Genomic DNA, 21,735 nt, shown 5'->3' with positions numbered 1-21,735 from the left:
TTCATGATACATCCGTTTCAGTGTTTCATACGTTTCACTATTGCGTGGCGGTCATCCCCGTGAAATCAACGGCTTGCAGCTTGGCATGGTGCTTGCGCCTACCTATCCGTTCTCCAACCTGGATTGCCGCATGACCGCTTCCGCCCCTTTCTCCGCCGGTGCTCGCTTCCGTGAGGCGCTTGCTGCCGAATCGCCGCTGCAGGTGATCGGCGCCATCAACGCCAACCACGCCCTGCTGGCCAAGCGCGCCGGCTTCCGCGCCATCTATCTGTCCGGCGGCGGTGTTGCCGCGGGCTCGCTGGGCCTGCCGGACCTGGGCATCAACACCCTGGAAGACGTGCTGGTGGACGTGCGCCGCATCACCGATGTCTGCGACCTGCCGCTGATGGTGGACATCGATACCGGCTTCGGGCCGAGTGCGTTCAACATCGCGCGCACCGTGAAGTCGCTGATCAAGGCCGGCGCGGCCGCCTGCCACATCGAAGACCAGGTTGGCGCCAAGCGCTGCGGTCACCGTCCGGGCAAGGAGATCGTCTCGCAGGGTGAAATGGTCGACCGCGTGAAGGCTGCCGCCGATGCCAAGACCGATCCGGACTTCTTCCTGATCGCGCGTACCGACGCCATCCAGGTGGACGGCGTGGACAAGGCCATCGAGCGCGCCATTGCCTGTGTCGAGGCCGGTGCCGACGGCATCTTCGCCGAGGCGGCCTACGACCTGGACACCTACCGTCGCTTCGTCGACGCGGTGAAGGTGCCGGTGCTGGCCAACATCACCGAATTCGGTGCCACCCCGCTGTTCAGCCGCGATGAACTGGCTTCGGCCGGTGTTGCGATCCAGCTGTTCCCGCTGTCGGCGTTCCGCGCGGCCAACAAGGCGGCCGAGAACGTCTACCAGGCGGTGCGCCGCGATGGCCACCAGCGCAACGTGGTGGAAACCATGCAGACCCGCGAAGAACTCTACGACCGCATCGGCTACCACGCCTTCGAGCAGCAGCTCGATGCGCTGTTCGCCGCCAAGAAATAAGCAGTACCCTGCACCATCAAGTTTCGGAGGGAAACATGAACGATACGACCGCAACCCCGACCTTCAAGCCGAAGAAGTCCGTCGCCCTGTCCGGCACCGCCGCCGGCAACACCGCGCTGTGCAGCGTGGGCCGCAGTGGCAACGACCTGCATTACCGTGGCTACGACATCCTGGACCTGGCCAACACCAGCGAGTTCGAGGAAATCGCCTACCTGCTGGTGCACGGCAAGCTGCCGACCCGCGCCGAGCTGGTTTCGTACAAGGCCAAGCTGAAGTCGCTGCGTGGCATCCCGGCCGCGGTGAAGGCCGCACTGGAAGAACTGCCGCCGTCGGCACACCCGATGGACGTGATGCGCACCGGTGTGTCCGTGCTCGGCTGCGTGGCGCCGGAGAAGGATGACCACAATCATCCGGGCGCGCGCGACATTGCCGACAAGCTGATGGCCTGCCTCGGCTCGATGCTGCTGTACTGGTACCACTGGAGCCACAACGGCCGTGCCATCGACGTGGAAACCGACGATGACTCGATCGGTGGCCACTTCCTGCACCTGCTGCACGGCGAGAAGCCGCAGGACTCGTGGGTGAAGGCGATGCACACCTCGCTGATCCTGTACGCAGAACACGAGTTCAACGCCTCGACCTTCACCTGTCGTGTCATCGCCGGTACCGGCAGCGACATGTACAGCGCGATCTGCGGTGGCATCGGCGCACTGCGTGGCCCGAAGCACGGCGGCGCCAATGAAGTGGCGTTCGAAGTGCAGAAGCGCTACGACAATCCGGATGAGGCCGAGGAAGACATCAAGGCCCGCGTCGAGCGCAAGGAAGTGGTGATCGGCTTCGGCCATCCGGTCTATACCGTCTCCGATCCGCGCAACAAGGTGATCAAGGACGTGGCCCGCGAGCTGTCCGAAGAACAGTCGAGCATGAAGATGTACGACATCGCCGAGCGCCTGGAATCGGTGATGTGGGACATCAAGAAGATGTTCCCGAACCTGGACTGGTTCAGCGCCGTCAGCTACCACATGATGGGCGTGCCGACCGCGATGTTCACCCCGCTGTTCGTGATCGCGCGCACCGCCGGCTGGAGCGCGCACATCATCGAGCAGCGCATCGACGGCAAGATCATCCGCCCGAGCGCCAACTACATCGGTCCGGAAGACCGCGACTTCGTCGCCATCGACAAGCGCGTCTGATCCACCTGCTGTCCCCATCCGGCCGGCCGCGTGCCGGCCGGATGCTTTCGCCGCCGCACCGCCGGCACCCGGCCCGCCCCAAGCATTCCGCCAGCCCATGAATACCGATTACCGCAAGAACCTCCCCGGCAGCGCGCTGGACTATTTCGACGCGCGCGCTGCCGTCGATGCGATCCAGCCCGGCGCCTATGCCACCCTGCCGTACACCTCGCGCGTGCTGGCCGAGAACCTGGTACGCCGCTGCGATCCGGCCACGCTTGGCGACTCGCTGAAGCAGCTGATCGAGCGCCGCCGTGACCTGGATTTCCCGTGGTTCCCGGCGCGCGTTGTGTGCCACGACATCCTCGGCCAGACCGCACTGGTCGACCTGGCTGGCCTGCGTGATGCGATCGCCGACAAGGGCGGCGACCCGGCCAAGGTCAATCCGGTGGTGCCGGTGCAGCTGATCGTCGATCACTCGCTGGCGGTGGAGTGTGGTGGTTTCGATCCGCAGGCGTTCGAGAAGAACCGCGCGATCGAGGATCGCCGCAACGAAGACCGCTTCCACTTCATCGACTGGACCAAGCTGGCGTTCGAGAACGTGGACGTGATTCCGCCGGGCAACGGCATCATGCACCAGATCAACCTGGAGAAGATGTCGCCGGTGATCTACGTGCAGGACGGCGTAGCCTTCCCCGACACCTGCGTGGGCACCGACAGCCACACCCCGCACGTGGATGCGCTGGGCGTGATCGCCATTGGTGTGGGCGGCCTGGAAGCCGAGAACGTGATGCTCGGTCGTGCCTCGTGGATGCGACTGCCGGATATCATCGGCGTCGAGCTGACCGGCAGGCCGCAGCCGGGCATCACCGCCACCGACGTGGTGCTGGCGCTGACCGAATTCCTGCGCAAGGAGCGCGTGGTCGGCGCGTACCTTGAATTCTTCGGCGAGGGAGCGGCGGCACTGACCATCGGTGACCGCGCCACCATCTCCAACATGTGCCCCGAATACGGCGCCACCGCCGCGATGTTCTACATCGACGGGCAGACCATCGATTACCTGCGCCTGACCGGGCGCGAGGAATCGCAGGTGGCGCTGGTGGAAAACTATGCGCGCACCACCGGCCTGTGGGCTGACGACCTGGCCACCGCACAGTACGAGCGCGTGCTGCGCTTCGACCTGTCCAGCGTGGTGCGCAACATGGCCGGCCCGTCCAACCCGCACAAGCGCGTGGCGACCGCCGAGCTGGCCGAGCGCGGCATCGCCGACGAGGGCAAGCTGGCAGCGGGCAAGGCCGAGCAGGCGCAGGGCCTGATGCCGGATGGCGCGGTGATCATCGCCGCCATCACCAGCTGCACCAACACCTCCAACCCGCGCAACGTGATCGCTGCCGGCCTGCTGGCACGCAAGGCCAACGAGCGCGGCCTGCTGCGCAAACCGTGGGTGAAGTCATCGTTGGCGCCCGGCTCGAAGGCGGTGCAGCTGTACCTGGAAGAGGCCGGCCTGCTGCCGGACCTGGAAAAGCTGGGCTTCGGCATCGTCGCCTTCGCCTGCACCACCTGCAACGGCATGAGCGGCGCGCTCGATCCGGCCATCCAGCAGGAGATCATCGACCGTGACCTGTACGCCACGGCTGTGCTGTCGGGCAACCGCAACTTCGATGGCCGCATCCACCCGTATGCGAAGCAGGCCTTCCTGGCGTCGCCGCCGCTGGTGATCGCCTATGCCATCGCCGGCACCGTGCGCTTTGACATCGAGAAGGACGTGCTGGGCGTGGACGCCGACGGCAACGAGGTGCGCCTGAAGGATATCTGGCCGAGCGATGCCGAGATCGACGCGGTGGTGAAGGCCTCGGTGAAGCCCGAGCAGTTCCGCAAGGTCTACAACCCGATGTTCAACGTGCGCGTGGAGAACGGTGCCGCAGTCAGCCCGCTGTACGACTGGCGCCCGCAGAGCACCTATATCCGTCGCCCGCCGTACTGGGAGGGCGCACTGGCCGGTGAGCGCACGCTGTCGGGCATGCGTCCGCTGGCGGTGCTGCCGGACAACATCACCACCGACCACCTGTCGCCGTCCAACGCGATCCTGGCCTCCAGTGCCGCCGGTGAGTACCTGGCGAAGATGGGCCTGCCCGAAGAGGACTTCAATTCCTACGCGACCCACCGCGGTGACCACCTGACCGCGCAGCGCGCCACCTTCGCCAACCCGAAGCTGTTCAACGAGATGGTGCGCAACGACGACGGCAGCGTGAAGCAGGGTTCGCTGGCGCGCGTGGAGCCGGAAGGCAAGGTGATGCGCATGTGGGAAGCCATCGAGACCTACATGGAGCGCAAGCAGCCGCTGATCATCATTGCCGGTGCCGACTACGGCCAGGGCAGCTCGCGTGACTGGGCCGCCAAGGGCGTGCGCCTGGCTGGCGTGGAGGCGATCGTGGCCGAGGGCTTCGAGCGGATTCACCGTACCAACCTGATCGGCATGGGCGTGCTGCCGCTGGAGTTCAAGCCGGGCACCACCCGCCTGACCCTGGGCATCGATGGCACCGAGACCTTCGACGTGGTCGGCGAGCGCACCCCGCGCGCCGAGCTGACGCTGGTCATCCACCGCCGCGACGGCCAGGACGTGATCGTGCCGGTCACCTGCCGCCTGGACAGCGACGAGGAAGTGGCGATCTACGAGGCCGGTGGCGTGTTGCAGCGCTTCGCGCAGGACTTCCTGGAAGGCGCCAAGGTGGCGTAAGACATCCGACGGCCCGGCAACGGGCCGTCTTTCTTTGCAAGGAACACATCCATGACCTTCCTCCCGCAACTCCGTATTCCCGCCACCTACATGCGCGGTGGCACCAGCAAGGGCGTGTTCTTCCGCCTGCAGGACCTGCCCGACGCCGCGCAGGTGCCGGGCGCCGCACGCGATGCGCTGCTGATGCGCGTGATCGGCTCGCCCGATCCGTATGGCAAGCAGACCGACGGCATGGGCGGCGCCACCTCCAGCACCAGTAAATGCGTGATCATTTCCACCGCCTCGGTGCCGGACCACGATGTGGACTACCTGTACGGCCAAGTCTCGATCGACACCGCCTTCGTCGACTGGAGCGGCAACTGCGGCAACCTCAGCACTGCGGTGGGTCCGTTCGCGATCGCCAACGGCCTGATCGATCCGTCCCGCGTGCCACGCGACGGCCTGTGCACCGTGCGCATCTGGCAGGCCAACATCGGCAAGACCATCATCGCCCACGTGCCGATGCGCGATGGCGAAGTGCAGGAGACCGGTGATTTCGAGCTGGATGGCGTGACCTTCCCGGCCGCCGAGATCCAGCTGGAGTTCATCGATCCGTCCGATGACGGCGATGCGGGCGCGATGTTCCCGACCGGCAACCTGGTCGACACCCTGGACGTGCCGGGCGTGGGCAGTTTCGAGGTGACCATGATCACCGCCGGCATTCCGACCATCTTCCTCAATGCGGCCGACCTGGGCTACACCGGCACCGAACTGCAGCCTGCGATCAACGAGGACAAGGGGGCGCTGGAGCGCTTCGAGAAGATCCGCGCCTACGGCGCCTTGCGCATGGGGCTGATCAAGAACCTGGAAGATGCGGCGACCCGCCAGCACACGCCGAAGGTGGCCTTCGTGGCACCGGCGCAGGACTACGTGTCGTCCAGTGGCAAGGTCATTCCGGCCTCGGCGATCGACCTGCATGCGCGTGCGTTGTCGATGGGAAAGCTGCACCACGCGATGATGGGTACCGCTGCCGTGGCGATCGGCACCGCGGCAGCGATTCCGGGCACGCTGGTCAATCGCGCTGCTGGAGGCGGCGAACGCGAAGCGGTGACCTTCGGCCATCCCTCCGGCACGTTGCGCGTGGGTGCGCAGGCCGGTCTCGTTGACGGCCAATGGACGGTGACCAAGGCCATCATGAGCCGCAGCGCCCGCGTGCTGATGGAAGGCAAGGTGCGGGTACCGGTCGAGTGATGCGTTGGTGAACGCCAACCAAGGTTGGCGACTACCGGGCCGCAGAGACCGATTGCTTTGGTAGATGCCAACCTTGGTTGGCATGGTGCACGGGCGACCGTGCACCGCAACGAGGAGATCGATAATGTCCGACAGCCACACCCCATCCAACGAGCGTGCAGCGTGGGATGCGCTGCTGGTGGGCATCGTCGACTACGTGCGCGACGCGCGCATCGACTCACCGCTGGCGTTCCAGACCGCGCACCACTGCCTGCTCGACACGCTGGGCTGCGGCCTGGAAGCGCTGTCGTTCCCGGCCTGCAGCAAACTGCTTGGTCCACTGGTGCCGGGCATCAGCGTGGTCAACGGCGCGCGCGTTCCGGGTACGCATTACGTGCTGGACCCGGTGCAGGCCGCCTTCAACATCGGCGCGATGGTGCGCTGGCTGGATTTCAACGATACCTGGCTGGCGGCCGAATGGGGGCACCCTTCGGACAACCTGGGTGGCATCCTTGCCGTCTGCGATTGGCTGGGGCGCAACGCGCAGGCTCTGCGGCGCCCACCGCCGACCGTGCGCGACGTGCTGCTGGCAATGATCAAGGCGCACGAGATCCAGGGCGTGCTGGCGCTGGAGAATTCCTTCAACCGGGTCGGGCTGGACCACGTGGTGCTGGTCAAAGTGGCCACCACCGCTGTGGTTGCGCAGCTGCTCGGCCTGGATCGCGAGCGCATGCTCAATGCGTTGTCGCTGGCCTGGGTCGATGGTCAGTCCCTGCGCACCTACCGGCACGCACCCAACACCGGCTCGCGCAAGAGCTGGGCAGCTGGCGATGCGACCAGCCGTGGCGTGCGCCTGGCGCTGATGGCGGCCAGTGGCGAGATGGGCTACCCCAGCGTGCTCAGCGCGCCGACCTGGGGCTTTGAAGCGGTGTCGATGCATGGCAAGGTACTGACGCTGGGGCGACCGCTGGGCAGCTACGTGATGGAGAACGTGCTGTTCAAGATCAGCTACCCGGCCGAGTTCCATGGCCAGACCGCAGTGGAGGCGGCCATCATGCTGCACCAGCAGTTGCGTGCGATGGGGCGGCGGGTCGAGGACATCGCGCATATCGCGATCCGGACCCAGGAAGCCTGCATCCGCATCATCGACAAGCAGGGCCCGCTGCATAACCCGGCCGACCGCGACCATTGCGTGCAGTACATGGTCGCCATCGCGCTGCTGCACGGGCGGCTGGTGGCCGAGGATTACGAGGACGACGTTGCCGCTGATCCACGCATCGATGCCCTGCGGGCGAAGATGGCCTGCCATGAGGATCCGCAACTCAGCGCCGACTACCTGGACCCGGACAAGCGCAGCATCGCCAACGGCCTGGGCGTGCGCTTCAGCGACGGTACTGAGCTGCCCGAGGTACTGGTGGAATACCCGCTCGGCCATGCCCGACGCCGGGAGGAAGGCATTCCGCTGCTGATGGACAAGTTCCGCCGGCACCTGGCCCACCGCTTCCCGACAGTCCAGCAGCAGCGCATCCTGGCGGCATCACTGGATCCGGTGGCGCTGGCGGCAATGCCGGTGACCGACTATGTGGACCTGTACCTGCCGGGGTGAGGCCGCTCTGGTAGATGCCAACCTTGGTTGGCATGTGGGGGGGCGCCAACCAAGGTTGGCGGCCAGCGGGTCCCGGGCGGAACCGGGTTTCCGACCGCCGGGGCGCCAACGCCTTGACGCGGCCTGCCTATAATGGCCACCTCGATCAAGGAGTGACGACATGAGCGGTCCGGCACGGCGGAAGCGGTGGGGATGGGCGGCGGCGGTACTGGCAGGAGGCCTGTTGCTGGGCCTGGCCGGCTGCCGCAACGACAGCGGGCAGTTGCCCAAGGCCAGTGGCGAGGCGATCACCACCAAGGCCGAGCAGGTGAAGGAATTCACCCTGCTGCGCGCCTACCCGGACCAGAAGAATGACGGCCTGTCGCTGGCGCTGGAGTTCTCGCGCCCGCTGGTCGGCACCCAGGATTTCGACACGCTGGTGCGCTTCGAGGAGAAGGTCGGCACCGAAGACAGCAGCTGGACGCTGTCCGATGACGGCCTGACCCTGCGCTACCCATTTGTCGAGGCCGGCAAGGAGTTCAGCCTGGTGGTCTCGCCGGACCTGCTGGCCGCTGATGGCAGCCGCCTGGGCAAGGAACTGAAGCAGAAGGTGTTCAGCGGCGAGCTGAAGCCGGTGGTTGGCTTCGCCTCGCAGGGCAGCGTGCTGCCTGCCAAGGACAGCCGTGGCCTGCCGGTGGTCTCGGTGAACGTTCCGGAAGTCGACGTCGAATTCCTGCGCGTGCGCGAGAAGGATCTTCCGACCTTCTTCAGCCAGTACCAGCGCGGCGGCCGCCGTGGCAGCTGGGAGCTGAGCAGCGACTACGAGCGCAGCCCGATCAACAAGCTGGCCGAGCCGGTGTACGTCAACCGTTTCATCCTGGGGGGCAAGAAGAACGAGCGGGTGCTGACCTACCTGCCGACCCAGGACATCAAGGAACTGCAGGAGCCGGGCCTGTACTTCGCCCTGCTCAAGCGTACCGGTGACTACGAAGGCGAGTTCGACACCGCGTTCTTCTCGGTCAGCGACATCGGCCTGCATACCCGCGCCTACAAGGACAAGCTGTTCGTGCACACCGCCGGCCTCAAGGACGGCGCGCCGCTGAAGGGCATCGACCTGCGCGTGCTCGACGCCAAGGGCGAGGTGGTGCTGAAGGGCAGCACCGACGGCAATGGTAATGCGCTGCTGAACTACACCCTGGATGCCACCCACGTGCTGGTTGCCAGCAGTGGCAAGGACACCAGCTTCCTGCCGTTCAACCAGCCGGCGCTGGACCTGAGCGAATTCGCCGTGGCCGGCCGTGACAATGCCTGGTTCGATGTCTATGCCTGGTCCGGGCGCGACCTGTACCGCCCCGGCGAGACCGTGCGGCTGTCCGCGCTGCTGCGCGACAACGACGGCAAGCCGGTCAAGGCCCAGCCCGTGTTCCTGCGGCTGAAGCAGCCCGATGGCAAGACTTTCCGCGAGACCCGGCTGCAGCCGGGTGACCAGGGCTACATCAATTTCGAGCAGGTGATCCCCACCGAGGCGCCGACCGGGCGCTGGCAGGTCGAGTTCCGCACCGACCCGGCCAGCAAGGAAGCGATCCAGGGCATGACCCTGCGCATCGAGGAGTTCCTGCCCGAACGCATGAAGCTGGACCTGGACAGTGCGCAGAAGACGCTGAAGCCGGGTGAGGACCTGCGCCTGCAGGCCAATGGTGCCTACCTGTATGGCGCACCGGCCGATGGCAACCGCTTCACCGCACGCATGGCGGTGGCCGCCGAACAGAAGCCGGTGGACGGCCTGCCGGGCTATTTCTTCGGTGACCCGACCCTGCAGCTGCCGCGCGAGGCCAAGGACGTGATCGATACCACGCTGCCGGCCAATGGCCAGCTGCGTGAGGATGTGGCGTTGCCGGAAGAGGCGGCCAAGGCCAAGGCGCCGATCGCCGTGGTGCTGTCCGGCAGCCTGTATGAAACCGGCGGCCGCACAGTCACCCGCACCCTGAAGCGGGTGATGTGGCCGGCCAATGCGCTGGTCGGCGTGCGGCCGCTGTTCAATCCCGAAGACGGCGCCGATTCCAACGGCAATGCGCGCTTCGAGCTGATGCGCGTGGATGCTGCCGGTACGCCGCAGCCGGCCAAGGGCCTGAAGATCACCCTGGTGCGCGAGCTGCGCGACTACCACTGGACCTTCAACGACAACCGCTGGGACTACGACTTCACCCGCCGTTTCGAGAACAAGGAAACCCGAACCGTCGATGCCGGCAACAGCGCGGTCGCCTTTGATTTCCCGGTGGAGTGGGGCGAGTACCGGGTGGACGTGTTCGATCCGTCCACCGGCCTGACCAGCCGCTACCCGTTCCGCGCCGGCTGGAGCTGGGGCGATGACAACCGTGGCCTGGATGCGCGCCCGGACAAGGTCAAGCTGGGCCTGGACAAGACCGGTTACAAGGCCGGTGACACCCTGGAGGTGACGGTGACCCCGCCGCACGCCGGCAAGGGCATCCTGATGGTCGAAACCGACCGCATGCTGTATGTGCAGGACATCGAGGCCAAGCCGGGTTCGACCTTCAAGATCCCGGTCACCGCCGACTGGGAGCGCCACGACGTCTACATCACCGCGCTGGTGTTCCGTGGCGGCAGTGCGCCGAGCAAGATCACCCCGGCCCGCGCGGTAGGCGTGGTGCATGTGCCGATGGACCGCAAGGGCCGCACGGTGGCCGTCGGCCTGGTCGCGCCCAAGCAGATGCGCCCGGAGCAGGACCTGCCGGTAACCGTCAGTGCGCCGCAGCTGGCCGGCAAGACCGCGCACGTCACCGTTTCGGCGGTGGACGTGGGCATCCTCAACATCACCCGTTTCCCGGTGCCCGATGCCGGTGCACACTTCTTTGCCCAGCGTCGCCTCGGTATCGATGCCTACGACATCTACAGCCGGGTGATCGAGAGCTTCGATGGTGGCAGCGGCAAGCTGAAGTTCGGCGGCGACATGGCGCTGCAGGCATTGCCGCAGGCCAAGCGCCCGACCGCGCGCGTGCAGACCGTGGACCTGTTCTCCGGCCCGGTACAGCTCGATGCCAAGGGCAATGCCCGCATCCGGCTGAAAGTGCCGGACTTCAACGGCACCCTGCGCGTGTCGGCGCTGGTCTACAGCGATGACCAGTACGGCAAGCGTGACGTGGAAACCATTGTGCGCGCCCCGATCCTGGCCGAAGCCAGCATGCCGCGCGTGCTGGCCCCGGGCGACCGCAGCACCGTGACCCTGGACGTGCAGAACTTCACCGGCAAGCCGGGGCAGTTCAACGTGAAGGTGGAGAGCGAAGGCCCGCTGAACCTGGGTGAGGGCAGCCGCAGCGTGCAGTTGAATGCCGATGCCAAGACCACGCTGAGCTTCCCGTTGTCGGCTCGCGAGGGCCACAGCGTGGCCAAGGTGCGGGTGCGGGTGGACGGCAACGGCTTCAAGGCTGATCGCCGCTACGACCTGCCGGTGCGTGCGGCGTGGCCGCAGGTGCTGCGTTCGCAGGTGCGCACGCTCGATCCGCTGGCCGCGGTCAGCCTCGACAACAGCCTGACCGAGGGCCTGATGTCCGAGTCGGTGAATGCCCGCCTGCTGGTCAGCCCGCTGCCGCCGATCCCGTTCGCCAGTGCACTGCAGGGCGCGCTGAACTATCCATATGGCTGCGCCGAGCAGACCACCAGCAAGGGTTACGCCGCGCTGATCCTGGACCAGGCCACCTCGTCGATGCTCGGCGCCGATGGCCTGGATGCCAAGACCCGTAGAGAGCGCATGGAAGGTGCGTTCGGTCGCCTGGCGTCGATGCAGGTGGCCAACGGCAACTTCTCGATGTGGGGTGACGACGGCTACGTGAACCCGTGGCTGACGCCGTACATCACCGAGTTCCTGCTCGACGCCAAGGACGCCGGTTTTGCGGTGCCCGACAACGTGCTGCAGAAGGCGCTCAACCGGCTCAGCGAGGATCTGCTGTCCGGCGGCAATCAGTTCTACGGCCAGGAGGATCGCGAGAAGCTGAAGTTCGCCAACCAGGCGTATTCGGGCTACGTGCTGGCCCGGGTCAACCGTGCACCGCTGGGTACCCTGCGGACGCTGTACGACAACGAACGCAGCAAGGCGGTCGGTGGCCTGTCGCTGGTCCACCTGGGCGTGGCGCTGTCGCTGCAGGGTGATGCCAAGCGTGGCCAGGCCGCGCTGGCGGCGGCCTTCGCCAAGTCCAGCAGCGAACGTCCGTCGTACTTCGGCGACTACGGCAGTGCGATCCGCGATGATGCACTGATGATCGCGCTGACCCACGAGAACAAGCTGGCCAAGCCCGCCTGGGATGCGCGTGCGGTGGATCTTGGCCGTGGCCTGGATGCGCGCCGCAATGCCGGCTGGATGTGGCTGAGCACGCAGGAACAGGTGGCGATTGCCCGCCTCGGCAAGGCCCTGGCCGCCAACCAGAAGGCGCTGGTGGCCGGTGAGCTGGTGATCGGTGGCAGCACCGAAGCGATTGGCGAGCGCAAGCTGTTCGGCCGCAACTTCAGCGCCAGCGAGCTGGCCAGCGGCGTGCGCTTCACCCCGCAGGGGCAGCCGCCGATGTTCGCCAGCATTGATGTGGCCGGCATCCCGCGCAGTGCGCCCGCACCGGACAACAGCGTAGTGGGTATTGAACGTAGCTACTTCGGTACCGATGGCAAGCCGTGGTCGCCGCGCCCGCTGAAGGAAGGCGAAGCGCTGATCGTGCGCGTCACCGTCACCGCCGACACCACGATGCCCGATGCACTGCTGACCGACCTGCTGCCGGCGGGCCTGGAGATCGAGAACTTCAACCTGGGCGATGCCAAGCAGTGGGCCGACGTGGTGGTCGATGGCATCACCATCAGCGACCGTGGTGAGGCCGCCGATACCAAGCACGAGGAGTTCCGCGACGACCGCTACGTGGCCGCGCTGAAGCTCTCGCGTGGCAGCAAGGCCAACGTGTTCTACCTGGTCCGCGCGGTGACGCCGGGAACCTACTCGGTGCCGCCGCCGCTGGTGGAGGACATGTACCGGCCGCAGCTGCGCGGCGTCGGCCGCAGCAACCCGACCACGATCACGGTGGTACAGCCGTGACCGCGCGGACGGGCCGCGACGGCGCGGCCCGTCCTGCTGGCAACCCGCAATGAAGAACACGATGACGAACCGGCTGGCGGCCCTGCGCCGCCGGTGGCGGCCGCTGTGGCCATGGCTGCGCTGGGGCATGGCCGCTACGCTGGCGCTGCTGCTGGTGCTGGATTTCGCCTTCCCGCCGCCGCTGCCGAAGCAGCGTGATACCAGCACCCTGGTGGTGGCTGCCGACGGCACGCCATTGCGCGCGTTTGCCGATGCCGAGGGCGTGTGGCGCTATCCAGCCTCGATCGACAGCGTCTCACCGCTGTACCTGCAGGCGTTGCTGACCTATGAAGACCGCTGGTTCTGGCGCCATCCGGGCATCAACCCGCTGGCGATCCTGCGGGCCAGCGGCCAGCTGCTGCGTGGCGGCCGCATCGTGTCCGGTGGCTCGACCCTGACCATGCAGGTCGCGCGCATTCTCGATCCGCACTCACGCACCCCGTGGGGCAAGCTGAAGCAGATGCTGCGTGCGGTGCAGCTTGAGGTGCACCTGAGCAAGCAGCAGATCCTGGCCTTGTACCTGGAGCGTGCACCCTACGGCGGCACCATCGAAGGCGTGGAAGCGGCCAGCTGGGCCTATCTGGGCAAGCCGGCGGCGCAGCTGTCGCATGCCGAGGCTGCGCTGCTGGCGGTGCTGCCACAGGCGCCCAGCCGGCTGCGCCCGGACCGCCATCCGGAAGCTGCGCAGAAGGCGCGCGACAAGGTGCTGTCACGCATGGCCGAGCTGGGCGCGTGGACACCGGAAGAAGTGGAGGATGCGCGCGTCGAGAACGTGGTGGCGCGTTCGCTGCGCCCTCCCTTGCACGCCGCGCTGCTGGCGCAGCGCCTGCACTCGGCGCATCCGGGCCAGGCACGCATCCAGAGCAGCATCGACATCGGCCTGCAGCGCACGCTGGAAGAGCGCGTGGCCAGCTATTTCTCGACGCTGCCCGAGCGTACCTCGGCGGCCCTGCTGGTGGTCGACAACCGGACCCTGCAGGCACGCGCCTATGTCGGTACATTGTCCTTCGGTGACCGCCAGCGGCTGGGTCACGTGGACATGGTGCAGGCCTGGCGTTCGCCAGGGTCCACGCTCAAGCCGTTCCTGTACGCGATGGCGCTGGACGATGGCCTGATCCATTCGGAAAGCCTGCTGGTCGATGCACCGCAGAGTTTCGGCAGCTACCGCCCCGGCAACTTCGACATGGCCTTCAATGGGCCCATCGGTGCCTCCAGCGCATTGCGGCTGTCGCTCAACGTACCGTCGGTGGATCTGCTGCAGCGGGTCGGTGCGGCGCGCTTCGCTGCCCGCCTGTCGCACGCCGGGATCCAGCTGCGCTTCCCGCCGGGCAGTACGCCCAACCTGTCGCTGATCCTGGGCGGCACCGGCGCGCGCCTGGAAGACCTGGTCGGCGCGTTCGCCGCGCTCAACCGGAGCGGTATCGCCGGCCGCGTGCGATACACCGACGACGAGCCGATGATCGAGCGGCGCCTGGCCTCGCCGGGCGCCAGCTGGATCGTGCGCGAGATGCTCGAATCAAACCCGCGCCCGGGATACAGCGCCGGGACGTTCGATGTCGGTGGCCGCCCGCGCGTGGCGTGGAAGACCGGCACCAGTTACGGGTACCGCGATGCATGGGCGATCGGCAGTACCCGCCACTACACGGTGGGCGTGTGGGTGGGCCGGCCGGACGGTACTCCGTTGCCGGGCCAGTACGGCGCGGTCACCGCGCTGCCGCTGATGTTCGAAGTGGTGGACAGCCTGCCGCGCCAGCGTGGTGATTCGGCGGCCGCGCCGATGCCGGCCAGTGTCAGCCAGGAAGACATCTGCTGGCCCACTGGCGAACGTGCCGAGGGACTGCCGGCTGCACTGTGCCAGCGCAGGATGCCAGCCTACCTGCTCGATGGCGCCGCACCGCCGACCTTCCCGGAGCGCGAGGCGCGGCGCTGGCAGCCGGGCCGGCAACGCTACCTGGCCGATGCCCGCAGCGGACTGCGCGTGTCTGCCGATTGCCGCTTGCCGCACGAAGAAGTCGCCCGCGAGATCGCGCGCTGGCCGGCGTTGCTGTCACCGTGGCTGCCCAAGGCCGCGCGCGAGGCTTCGCAGTTGCCGGGACTGTCGCCAGACTGCCGCGACGACGGGCGCGAGGCCAGCGTCGCGCTGCATGTGGACGGGCTCAATGACGGCGCCACGCTGGCGCGCGCGCCGAATTCGGAACACGGCGTGCGCCTGCAGCTGCGCGCGCTGGGCAGCGAGCAGGCGGTGGATTGGTTGCTGGACGGCCGCTGGATCGCGCAGACCCACGGCGCGCAGTTGATGCAGCGCGAGTTCGCCGATCCCGGTGCGCATACCCTGACCGCCTTGGCCGCGGACGGCGCGTGGACGCAGGTGCGGTTCAACGTGCTGCGGTAGCGCCGGGCCATGCCCGGCGGAACCGTTCGGATCACATTGCATACGCCGGGCATGGCCCGGCGCTACCGGTTTCACTATTCCCCGATCCACCCATCCAGCAGATCGGCGAACTCGTCGGCGTGTTCCTCTTCCTGTGCCAGGATCTCTTCGAGGATGCGCTTGGTGGTGGTATCGCGGTCGCCGATGAAGTTGATCATCTCGCGGTAGCTGTCGATGGCGATGCGTTCGGCCACCAGGTTCTCGCGGACCATGTCGCGCAGGTCGCTGCCTTCCTTGTATTCGGCATGCGAGCGCGCGGTCAGCGTATCCGGGTTGAAGTCGGGCTCGCCGCCGAGCTGCACGATGCGCTCGGCCAGCTTGCCGGCATGCGCCTGTTCCTGCTGTGCATGTTCAAGGAATTCAGCTTTCACCGCGTCGGCCAGCATGCCCTTGGCCATGAAGTAGTGCCGGTAGTAGCGCAGCACGCACACGTACTCGGTGGCCAGTGCGTCGTTGAGCAGCTTGATCACCACCTTGCGGTCGGCGCTGTAGCTGTCGGTGATCGCACCATCCTCGATGTTGCGCCGGGCACGCTCGCGCAGGGCCGTGCGCTCGCTGATGCCGGGAATCTGCGCGGTGGGCTTGGGGGCTTTGGCTGGCTTGCTGGACATGGCTGGCCGTTTCCTCTTGCGGTGGGAGATCAGGTGGGCAGGTGCTCCAGCACGTAGTCGGCCGAAGACACTTCGAATTGACCGGGCTGTTCAACCCAGGCGGCGCGGACCACGCCGTCGACCACGAACAGGGCGAAACGGCGCGAGCGGATGCCCATGCCCGAGGCACTGGCGTCGAGCTCCAGGCCGAGCGCACGGGTCAGTTCGGCATTGCCGTCGGACAGCATCAGCAGGCCGTCGGGCACGTGCTGATCGGCGGCCCAGGCCTTCATCACGAACGGGTCGTTGACGGCCATGCAGTAGACATCGATGCCGCGCTGGCGGAAGGCCTCGAATTTCTCGACGTAGCCGGGCAGGTGGCGGGCCGAGCACGTCGGCGTGAACGCGCCGGGCACAGCGAACAGCACCACCTTGCGCGCGTCGAACAGCGAATGCGTATCGAGCGTTTCAATGCCCTCGCGGATGCGCTTGAGGGTGACTTCCGGAATGCGGTCGCCGACATGGATGGTCATGGGGAACTCCTTGCTGGGGCAGCGTAGTGGGCCGGATGGGACAGGGACGTCAAGACATTGGAAAACCGGCGTGCAGGTCCCATCTTCAGGCTTTGCGGAGCGGGCTTCCAGCCATAGCCTGGGGCAGGGCGATGGCAACCGCATTGCGCAGGATCAGTCGGCCTCACCGGGGCCGCACGAGGGGCGGCGTAGCATCGCCGGCGCGTAGAATGAACCTGGGGCGGCGCCACCGGCGCGGCCGAAGCAGATCGAGGTAGCTGGATGGAATTCAAGGATTACTACGCCACCCTGGGGGTGGAACCGAGCGCGGGCGAGGCGGAGATCAAGACCGCCTACCGCCGGCTGGCACGCAAGTACCACCCGGACGTCAGCAAGGAGGCCGGGGCCGAAGACAAGTTCAAGGCGGTCAACGAGGCCTATGAGGCGCTGCGCGACCCGGAAAAGCGTGCAGCCTACGACCAGCTGCGCGCGCAGGGCTATCGCCCGGGCGAGGAGTTCAACGTGCCGCCGAACTACGGCGGCGCCGGTGGTTTCAACTTCGAGGAAGTGTTCGGGGGTGGTGGCGCCAACGGCGGCTTCAGCGACTTCTTCGAAAGCCTGTTCGCGCGCCAGCGCGGCGGTGCCGGCCCTGGCCCGGGATTCAGCAGCCAGGGCCATGCGCCCAACCGCGACACCCGCGCCAAGCTGTCGGTACCGCTGGAAGCGGCCTACAGCGGCGACAGCCTGCGCATCACCGTCAACGGCAAGCAGCTGGACGTGCGCGTGCCCAAGGGCATCCGTCCGGGCCAGGTGATCCGCCTGGCGGGGCAGGGCAACCATGGCGGCAACCTGCTGCTGGAAGTGGAGTACGCCGCACACCCGCAGTTCGAGGTCGATGGCCGCAACATCCTCTACACCCTGCCGGTCACGCCGTGGCAGGCCGCGCTGGGCACCAGCATCAGCGTGCCGACCCTGGGCGGCGCGGTGGAACTGAAGATCCCGGCCGACTCCGATGCCGGGCGCAAGCTGCGCCTGCGCGGGCGTGGCCTGCCGGGCAATCCGGATGGCGACCAGATCGTCGAGATCGAGATCGTGGCCCCGGCCGCGACCGACGAGGCGCAGAAGAAGGCCTACCGGAACCTGGCCAAGGCGTTTGGCGAGACGATCTGAGATGGATCCTGGTGGGTGCGGACCTTGGTCCGCACGCCTTTCGGCCGTTCAAGGCGTGCCAACCAAGGTTGGCACCTACCAAACAAGAGCGTGCCGACCAAGGCCGGCACCCACCCGCGCGCGTCTCAGCCCTGCCCGGCGAACACGCGCTCCAGCACTTCGGACAGCTCGTCTTCCGAGAACGGCTTGGTGATGTAGGCCTTGGCGCCTTGGCGCATGCCCCACATGCGGTCGGTGTCCTGGTCCTTGGTGGTCACCAGGATCACTGGAATATGCCGGGTTGCCTCGTCGCGGGCGAGGGTGCGGGTGGCCTGGAAGCCGTTGAGATTGGGCATCACCACGTCCATCAGGACCAGGTCGGGCAGCTCGGCCTTGGCGGTTTCGACCCCGGCGGCGCCATCGGTGGCGGTCAGGATCTGGTGCCCGAGCTTCTCGACGATGCGCTGTATCCCCAACAGCTGCGACGGTGAGTCGTCGACGATCAGAATGCGTGCCATGTTGTTCCCCATGTAATGCCCGCAGTGTAGTGCGGGCTCATTACCGGCGGGAGGGGCGCATCTGCCGTCCGTCGCCTGCCTGCTACGTTCAGTCGATCCGCACCACGGTGCGGCCCAGCGAGCCGCCCGCTAGCATCCGCTCGAACACGGCCGGCAGGCCATCAAGGCCAACCTCGGCGGTACAGATGCGGTCCAGGTGCTGCGGTTTCCATTCGTTGCCCAGCCGCGCCCAGACGTCCTCGCGCAGCCCGCGTGGCGCATTGGCCGAGGACACGCCCAGCAGCGACACGCCACGCAGGATGAACGGCATCACGGTCATGTCCAGCGCCGGGCTGGCCGCCAGGCCGGCACTGACCACGCTGCCGTAGGGCGCGGTCTGCGCCAGCAGGCTGGCGAGCATGGCGCCGCCGGCATTGTCCAGGCCCCCACCGAAACGCGCCGATTGCAGTGGGCCGGTGTCGGCCAGGGCCTCACGCGGCAGCACCTCGGTGGCGCCGATGGCGTGCAGGAAACCGGTCTGGTCGGGTTTGCCGCTGATCGCATGCACCGTGTAGCCGGCGCGGCTGAAGATCGACAGTGCCAGCGCGCCGACGCCGCCACTGGCGCCGGTGACCGCCAGCGGTCCAAGTTCCGGGCTCTGCCGGTTGTCCTGCATGCGCAGCAGCGCCAACGCCGCGGTGAAGCCGGCGGTGCCCAGCACCATCGCCTCGCGTGGGCTCAGCCCGGCCGGCTGGGCGATCACCGCACGCGATTCCAGCCGCACATACTGGCTGTAGCCGCCGTCGCGGGTCTCGCTGAGGCCGCAGCCGGTGGCCAGCACCGCGTCGCCTTCACGCCATTCCGGATCGGTGCTGGCGACCACGGTGCCGGCTACGTCGATGCCCCCCACCAGCGGGAAGCGGCGCAGGATCTTTCCCTTGCCGGTGCCGGCCAGGGCGTCCTTGTAGTTGACCGAGGACCAGTTGGCGCGGATCAGAACCTGGCCGGGGCTGAGGTCTTCGACCTTGAGCTGGGCCAGGCCGCTGCGGTAACCGGCGTCGTCGTTTTCGATGCGGAAGGCGGTGAACGGGGGGGTGGGGGCCATCGGCATTGCCTGACTTCGAGGAAAACGCCACCTTACCCCGTTGCCCCCCTTTCGATCCTGCCGATCCGCCCCATCTTGTATGATCGGTAATGGTTTCACGGCTGGCGCCGCGGGAAGGGCCCGCGCCGCAGCCCACATCTTGATGGAGCGTGCATGGCCTGGAATACACCCGGCGGCAACAAGGGCGGACAAGGCCCCGAGGACAATCGACGCGGGCCGTTCGGGTCACGCGGCGGTGGCAATGGTGGTGGCTGGGGCGGTTTGCCCGGGCCACTGAAGGACCTGTTCGACGGCGGCATCGTGCGTTGGGTGGCGGCGGCCGTGGTGCTGCTGGTGCTGTTCTCCAGCTTCCAGTTGATCGGCGAACAGCAGCGTGGCGTGGTCCTGCGCTTCGGCCAGTTCTCGCGCATCCTGCAGCCCGGTCCGAACTTCAAGCTGCCGTGGCCGATCGAATCGGTCACCAAGGTCAACGCCACCGAGATCAAGACGTTCTCGATCCAGGTGCCGGTGCTGACCCGCGACGAGAACATCGTCAACGTCTCGCTGAACGTCCAGTACCGCATCGACGACCCGCAGCAGTACCTGTTCGGCACCGTCGATGCCAACCAGGTGCTGGAGCAGTCGGCGCAGAGCGCGGTGCGCGAGGAAGTCGGCCGTGCCGACCTCAACGCCGTGCTGAACAACCGTGGCCCGCTGGCCGTGGCCGCCGAGGAGCGCCTGCAGGCACTGCTGAAGGCGTTCAAGACCGGCCTGACCGTGACCGGCCTGACCCTGCAGGACGCCCGTCCGCCGGAAGAAGTGAAGCCGGCCTTTGACGAGGTCAACGGTGCCCAGCAGGTCAAGGAACGCCTGATCAACGAGGCCCAGGCCTACGCTGCCAAGGTCGTGCCGGAAGCCCGGGGCCAGGCCTCGCGCGCCCGTACCACCGCCGAAGGCTACAAGCAGGCCGTGGTGTCCAAGGCCGAGGGTGACGCGCAGCGCTTCAGCCTGTTGCAGGCCCAGTACAAGGACGCCCCGGAAGTGACCCGCAAGCGCCTGTGGCTGGAGACCGTGCAGCAGGTGCTGAGCGAGAACCGCAAGGTGATCGGCGGCGATGGCCGCCAGCTGATCTACGTGCCGATGACCGGCGATACCCGTCCCACCACCTCGGCCCCGGCCGCAGTGGCGAACCCGGACGTGGTGATGCCGTCGCTGCCGGGTGCAGCGGTGGAAGCTTCCCGTGATCCGGGCCGGCCGGTGGGCCGCCCGACCGGGCGACCGAGCGGCCGTGAGGAGGGCAGCCGATGAAGAGTCCTATCTGGATCGCCGTGATCGTGGCGGTGGTGCTGGGCCTGCTCGGCTCGGTGTACGTGGTCCGTGAGGACCAGACCGCCATGGTGCTGAACCTGGGCAAGGTGGTGCGTTCGGACATCAAGCCGGGCCTGCATTTCAAGGTGCCGGTGGTGGAAACGGTGAAGGTCTTCGACCGCCGCTTCCAGGTGCTCGACACCGCGCCGGCGCGCTACTTCACCGCCGAGCAGAAGGACGTCAGCGTCGACTTCTTCGCCGTCGGCTACATCTCCAACGTAGGTGACTACTTCCGTGCCACCGGCGGCGATCCGCGCATCGCCAATGCCCGCCTGGCACCGATCATCACCGACTCGCTGCGCAACCAGATCAACTCGCGCACCCTGCAGCAGCTGGTGTCCGGCGACCGCAGCGAGCTGATCGCCGAGCAGCTGAAGGGGATCAACGAGGCGGTGGCCGGCCTCGGCATGCAGATGATCGACCTGCGCATCAAGCAGGTGGACCTGCCGACTGACAGCCAGGTGATCAACGACGTGTACGAGCGCATGCGCGCCCAGCGCAAGCAGGAAGCGGCCAAGCTGCGTGCGGAGGGCGAGGAGCAGTCGCTGACCATCCGTGCCCAGGCCGACCGCGACAGCACCGTGCTGATCGCCGAGGCCGAGCGTGATGCACAGCGCCTGCGCGGTGAAGGCGATGCCGAGGCGGCCCGCATCTACGGCAAGGCTGGCGCGGCTGATCCGTCGTTCTATGCGTTCTACCGCAGCCTGGAGGCCTACCGTGGCTCCATGACCGACGGCAATGGCGTGATCGTGCTCGACAAGAACGACCCGTTCCTGCAGTACCTGAAGAACGACCGCTGAGGTCGCAGGGCACTACCCCACGGGGCCCGGCCAGACGCCGGGCCCCGTGCTTTTTCCGGAGTCCCCCATGAAAGATCTGTTCGCCGCCGTCTGCCTGGTCGCGGTGCTGGAAGGCCTGTTCCTGTTCGTGGCGCCGTTCGCCTGGAAGCGCATGGCCGAGCGCCTGCTGGACCTGCCCAGCCCGGCCCTGCGCAGCTTCGGCGGGCTGGTGCTGCTGGCCGGCCTGAGCCTGCTGTGGTGGGTGAGGCATTAGCAGGGGTCAGATCCCTTTCCGCAGGAAAGGGATCTGACCCCATTTCGGTCCCCTGACCGGTGGGTGAAGCCGTCCGTCGGAAAGGTGGCAGCGGACCCCGGAAACCCGGATAATGCACAAAAGCCGGACGGGCCTCCCCGTTCGGCTTTTTCCGTGTCTGGGCCTTCCATCGCCGGCCGCTCCCCGTCTGGAGCCG

The 21,735-nt window shown here is 67.1% G+C and carries 15 protein-coding genes; 11 read left to right on the top strand and 4 right to left on the bottom strand.

All coding sequences use genetic code 11. The annotated features are described in order from the left end of the window. The first annotated feature begins 130 nt into the window (after positions 1–130). The 7 genes from prpB to pbpC all read left to right on the top strand — a co-directional run bounded on the left by prpB (position 131) and on the right by pbpC (position 15,247). Positions 131–1,024 carry a methylisocitrate lyase gene (gene prpB / locus AC5P7X_RS18210; RefSeq protein ID WP_005418360.1) on the top strand — a complete coding sequence of 298 codons (894 nt, stop codon included), beginning with the start codon at positions 131–133 and terminating at the stop codon, positions 1,022–1,024. Positions 1,025–1,059: 35 nt separating this feature from the next. Further along, on the top strand, positions 1,060–2,217 hold the full coding sequence (gene prpC, locus AC5P7X_RS18205) for a bifunctional 2-methylcitrate synthase/citrate synthase (RefSeq protein WP_005418357.1): 1,158 nt from the start codon (positions 1,060–1,062) through the stop codon (positions 2,215–2,217). Between the two features lie 97 nt (positions 2,218–2,314). Next, the gene (gene acnD / locus AC5P7X_RS18200; RefSeq protein WP_495215243.1) at positions 2,315–4,933 is read left to right on the top strand and encodes a Fe/S-dependent 2-methylisocitrate dehydratase AcnD; all 2,619 of its coding nucleotides are present in this window, start codon (positions 2,315–2,317) and stop codon (positions 4,931–4,933) included. 51 nt (positions 4,934–4,984) lie between these two features. Beyond that, complete coding sequence (gene prpF / locus AC5P7X_RS18195; RefSeq protein ID WP_005418353.1) at positions 4,985–6,163, top strand: 2-methylaconitate cis-trans isomerase PrpF; 1,179 nt, start codon at positions 4,985–4,987, stop codon at positions 6,161–6,163. Positions 6,164–6,287: 124 nt separating this feature from the next. Next, entirely contained in the window at positions 6,288–7,748 is a 1,461-nt protein-coding gene (locus tag AC5P7X_RS18190; RefSeq protein ID WP_329843185.1) for a bifunctional 2-methylcitrate dehydratase/aconitate hydratase, read from the top strand. A 160-nt stretch (positions 7,749–7,908) separates the two neighbouring features. Next, positions 7,909–12,816 carry an alpha-2-macroglobulin family protein gene (locus tag AC5P7X_RS18185; protein WP_495215242.1) on the top strand — a complete coding sequence of 1,636 codons (4,908 nt, stop codon included), beginning with the start codon at positions 7,909–7,911 and terminating at the stop codon, positions 12,814–12,816. Positions 12,817–12,865: 49 nt separating this feature from the next. Beyond that, the gene (gene pbpC / locus AC5P7X_RS18180) at positions 12,866–15,247 is read left to right on the top strand and encodes a penicillin-binding protein 1C (RefSeq protein WP_495215241.1); all 2,382 of its coding nucleotides are present in this window, start codon (positions 12,866–12,868) and stop codon (positions 15,245–15,247) included. 74 nt (positions 15,248–15,321) lie between these two features. On the opposite strand, the gene AC5P7X_RS18175 is transcribed toward pbpC, so the two are convergent. Both AC5P7X_RS18175 and AC5P7X_RS18170 read right to left on the bottom strand, forming a co-directional pair. Then, entirely contained in the window at positions 15,322–15,897 is a 576-nt protein-coding gene (locus AC5P7X_RS18175; RefSeq protein ID WP_005418343.1) for a ferritin-like domain-containing protein, read from the bottom strand. A gap of 29 nt (positions 15,898–15,926) precedes the next feature. Further along, positions 15,927–16,409 (bottom strand): peroxiredoxin, encoded by a 483-nt coding sequence (locus AC5P7X_RS18170; protein WP_005418341.1) that lies wholly within the window; start codon positions 16,407–16,409, stop codon positions 15,927–15,929. Between the two features lie 261 nt (positions 16,410–16,670). Between AC5P7X_RS18170 and AC5P7X_RS18165 the strand changes: the two genes are divergently transcribed. Then, on the top strand, positions 16,671–17,558 hold the full coding sequence (locus tag AC5P7X_RS18165) for a DnaJ C-terminal domain-containing protein (protein ID WP_005418339.1): 888 nt from the start codon (positions 16,671–16,673) through the stop codon (positions 17,556–17,558). Between the two features lie 125 nt (positions 17,559–17,683). Here the strand turns inward: AC5P7X_RS18165 and pilH are convergent, their stop codons facing one another. Both pilH and AC5P7X_RS18155 read right to left on the bottom strand, forming a co-directional pair. Further along, a complete protein-coding gene (pilH, locus tag AC5P7X_RS18160; protein ID WP_005410644.1) occupies positions 17,684–18,055 on the bottom strand; it encodes a twitching motility response regulator PilH in 372 nt (123 codons plus the stop codon). Between the two features lie 88 nt (positions 18,056–18,143). Continuing rightward, positions 18,144–19,139, bottom strand: coding sequence for a YhdH/YhfP family quinone oxidoreductase (locus AC5P7X_RS18155; RefSeq protein WP_329843179.1), 996 nt, complete (start codon positions 19,137–19,139; stop codon positions 18,144–18,146). Positions 19,140–19,292: 153 nt separating this feature from the next. On the opposite strand from AC5P7X_RS18155, the gene hflK reads away from it, so the two are divergent. The 3 genes from hflK (at position 19,293) to AC5P7X_RS18140 (ending at position 21,539) form a co-directional block, all read left to right on the top strand. Further along, complete coding sequence (gene hflK / locus AC5P7X_RS18150; RefSeq protein ID WP_053498912.1) at positions 19,293–20,426, top strand: FtsH protease activity modulator HflK; 1,134 nt, start codon at positions 19,293–19,295, stop codon at positions 20,424–20,426. Then, positions 20,423–21,286 carry a protease modulator HflC gene (hflC, locus tag AC5P7X_RS18145; protein WP_171957572.1) on the top strand — a complete coding sequence of 288 codons (864 nt, stop codon included), beginning with the start codon at positions 20,423–20,425 and terminating at the stop codon, positions 21,284–21,286. The genes hflK and hflC overlap by 4 nt, the downstream gene beginning before the upstream one ends. A gap of 67 nt (positions 21,287–21,353) precedes the next feature. Further along, positions 21,354–21,539, top strand: coding sequence for a DUF2065 domain-containing protein (locus tag AC5P7X_RS18140; RefSeq protein ID WP_005414170.1), 186 nt, complete (start codon positions 21,354–21,356; stop codon positions 21,537–21,539). Positions 21,540–21,735 lie beyond the last annotated feature (196 nt).

It is taken from the genome of Stenotrophomonas sp. YJH_SMC_53, from assembly GCF_059369995.1.
This window is presented reverse-complemented; position numbering and strand designations above follow the sequence as displayed.

Excerpts from the sequence above, each read along its gene's own strand:
- AC5P7X_RS18155 (WP_329843179.1), bottom strand. The coding sequence starts at position 19,139 with ATGGCCCCCACCCCCCCGTTCACCGCCTTCCGCATCGAAAACGACGAC.
- AC5P7X_RS18175 (WP_005418343.1), bottom strand. The coding sequence starts at position 15,897 with ATGTCCAGCAAGCCAGCCAAAGCCCCCAAGCCCACCGCGCAGATTCCC.
- AC5P7X_RS18190 (WP_329843185.1), top strand. The coding sequence starts at position 6,288 with ATGTCCGACAGCCACACCCCATCCAACGAGCGTGCAGCGTGGGATGCG.
- AC5P7X_RS18170 (WP_005418341.1), bottom strand. The coding sequence starts at position 16,409 with ATGACCATCCATGTCGGCGACCGCATTCCGGAAGTCACCCTCAAGCGC.
- AC5P7X_RS18140 (WP_005414170.1), top strand. The coding sequence starts at position 21,354 with ATGAAAGATCTGTTCGCCGCCGTCTGCCTGGTCGCGGTGCTGGAAGGC.
- acnD (WP_495215243.1), top strand. The coding sequence starts at position 2,315 with ATGAATACCGATTACCGCAAGAACCTCCCCGGCAGCGCGCTGGACTAT.
- prpF (WP_005418353.1), top strand. The coding sequence starts at position 4,985 with ATGACCTTCCTCCCGCAACTCCGTATTCCCGCCACCTACATGCGCGGT.
- pbpC (WP_495215241.1), top strand. The coding sequence starts at position 12,866 with ATGAAGAACACGATGACGAACCGGCTGGCGGCCCTGCGCCGCCGGTGG.
- AC5P7X_RS18165 (WP_005418339.1), top strand. The coding sequence starts at position 16,671 with ATGGAATTCAAGGATTACTACGCCACCCTGGGGGTGGAACCGAGCGCG.
- prpC (WP_005418357.1), top strand. The coding sequence starts at position 1,060 with ATGAACGATACGACCGCAACCCCGACCTTCAAGCCGAAGAAGTCCGTC.
- prpB (WP_005418360.1), top strand. The coding sequence starts at position 131 with ATGACCGCTTCCGCCCCTTTCTCCGCCGGTGCTCGCTTCCGTGAGGCG.
- AC5P7X_RS18185 (WP_495215242.1), top strand. The coding sequence starts at position 7,909 with ATGAGCGGTCCGGCACGGCGGAAGCGGTGGGGATGGGCGGCGGCGGTA.
- hflK (WP_053498912.1), top strand. The coding sequence starts at position 19,293 with ATGGCCTGGAATACACCCGGCGGCAACAAGGGCGGACAAGGCCCCGAG.
- pilH (WP_005410644.1), bottom strand. The coding sequence starts at position 18,055 with ATGGCACGCATTCTGATCGTCGACGACTCACCGTCGCAGCTGTTGGGG.
- hflC (WP_171957572.1), top strand. The coding sequence starts at position 20,423 with ATGAAGAGTCCTATCTGGATCGCCGTGATCGTGGCGGTGGTGCTGGGC.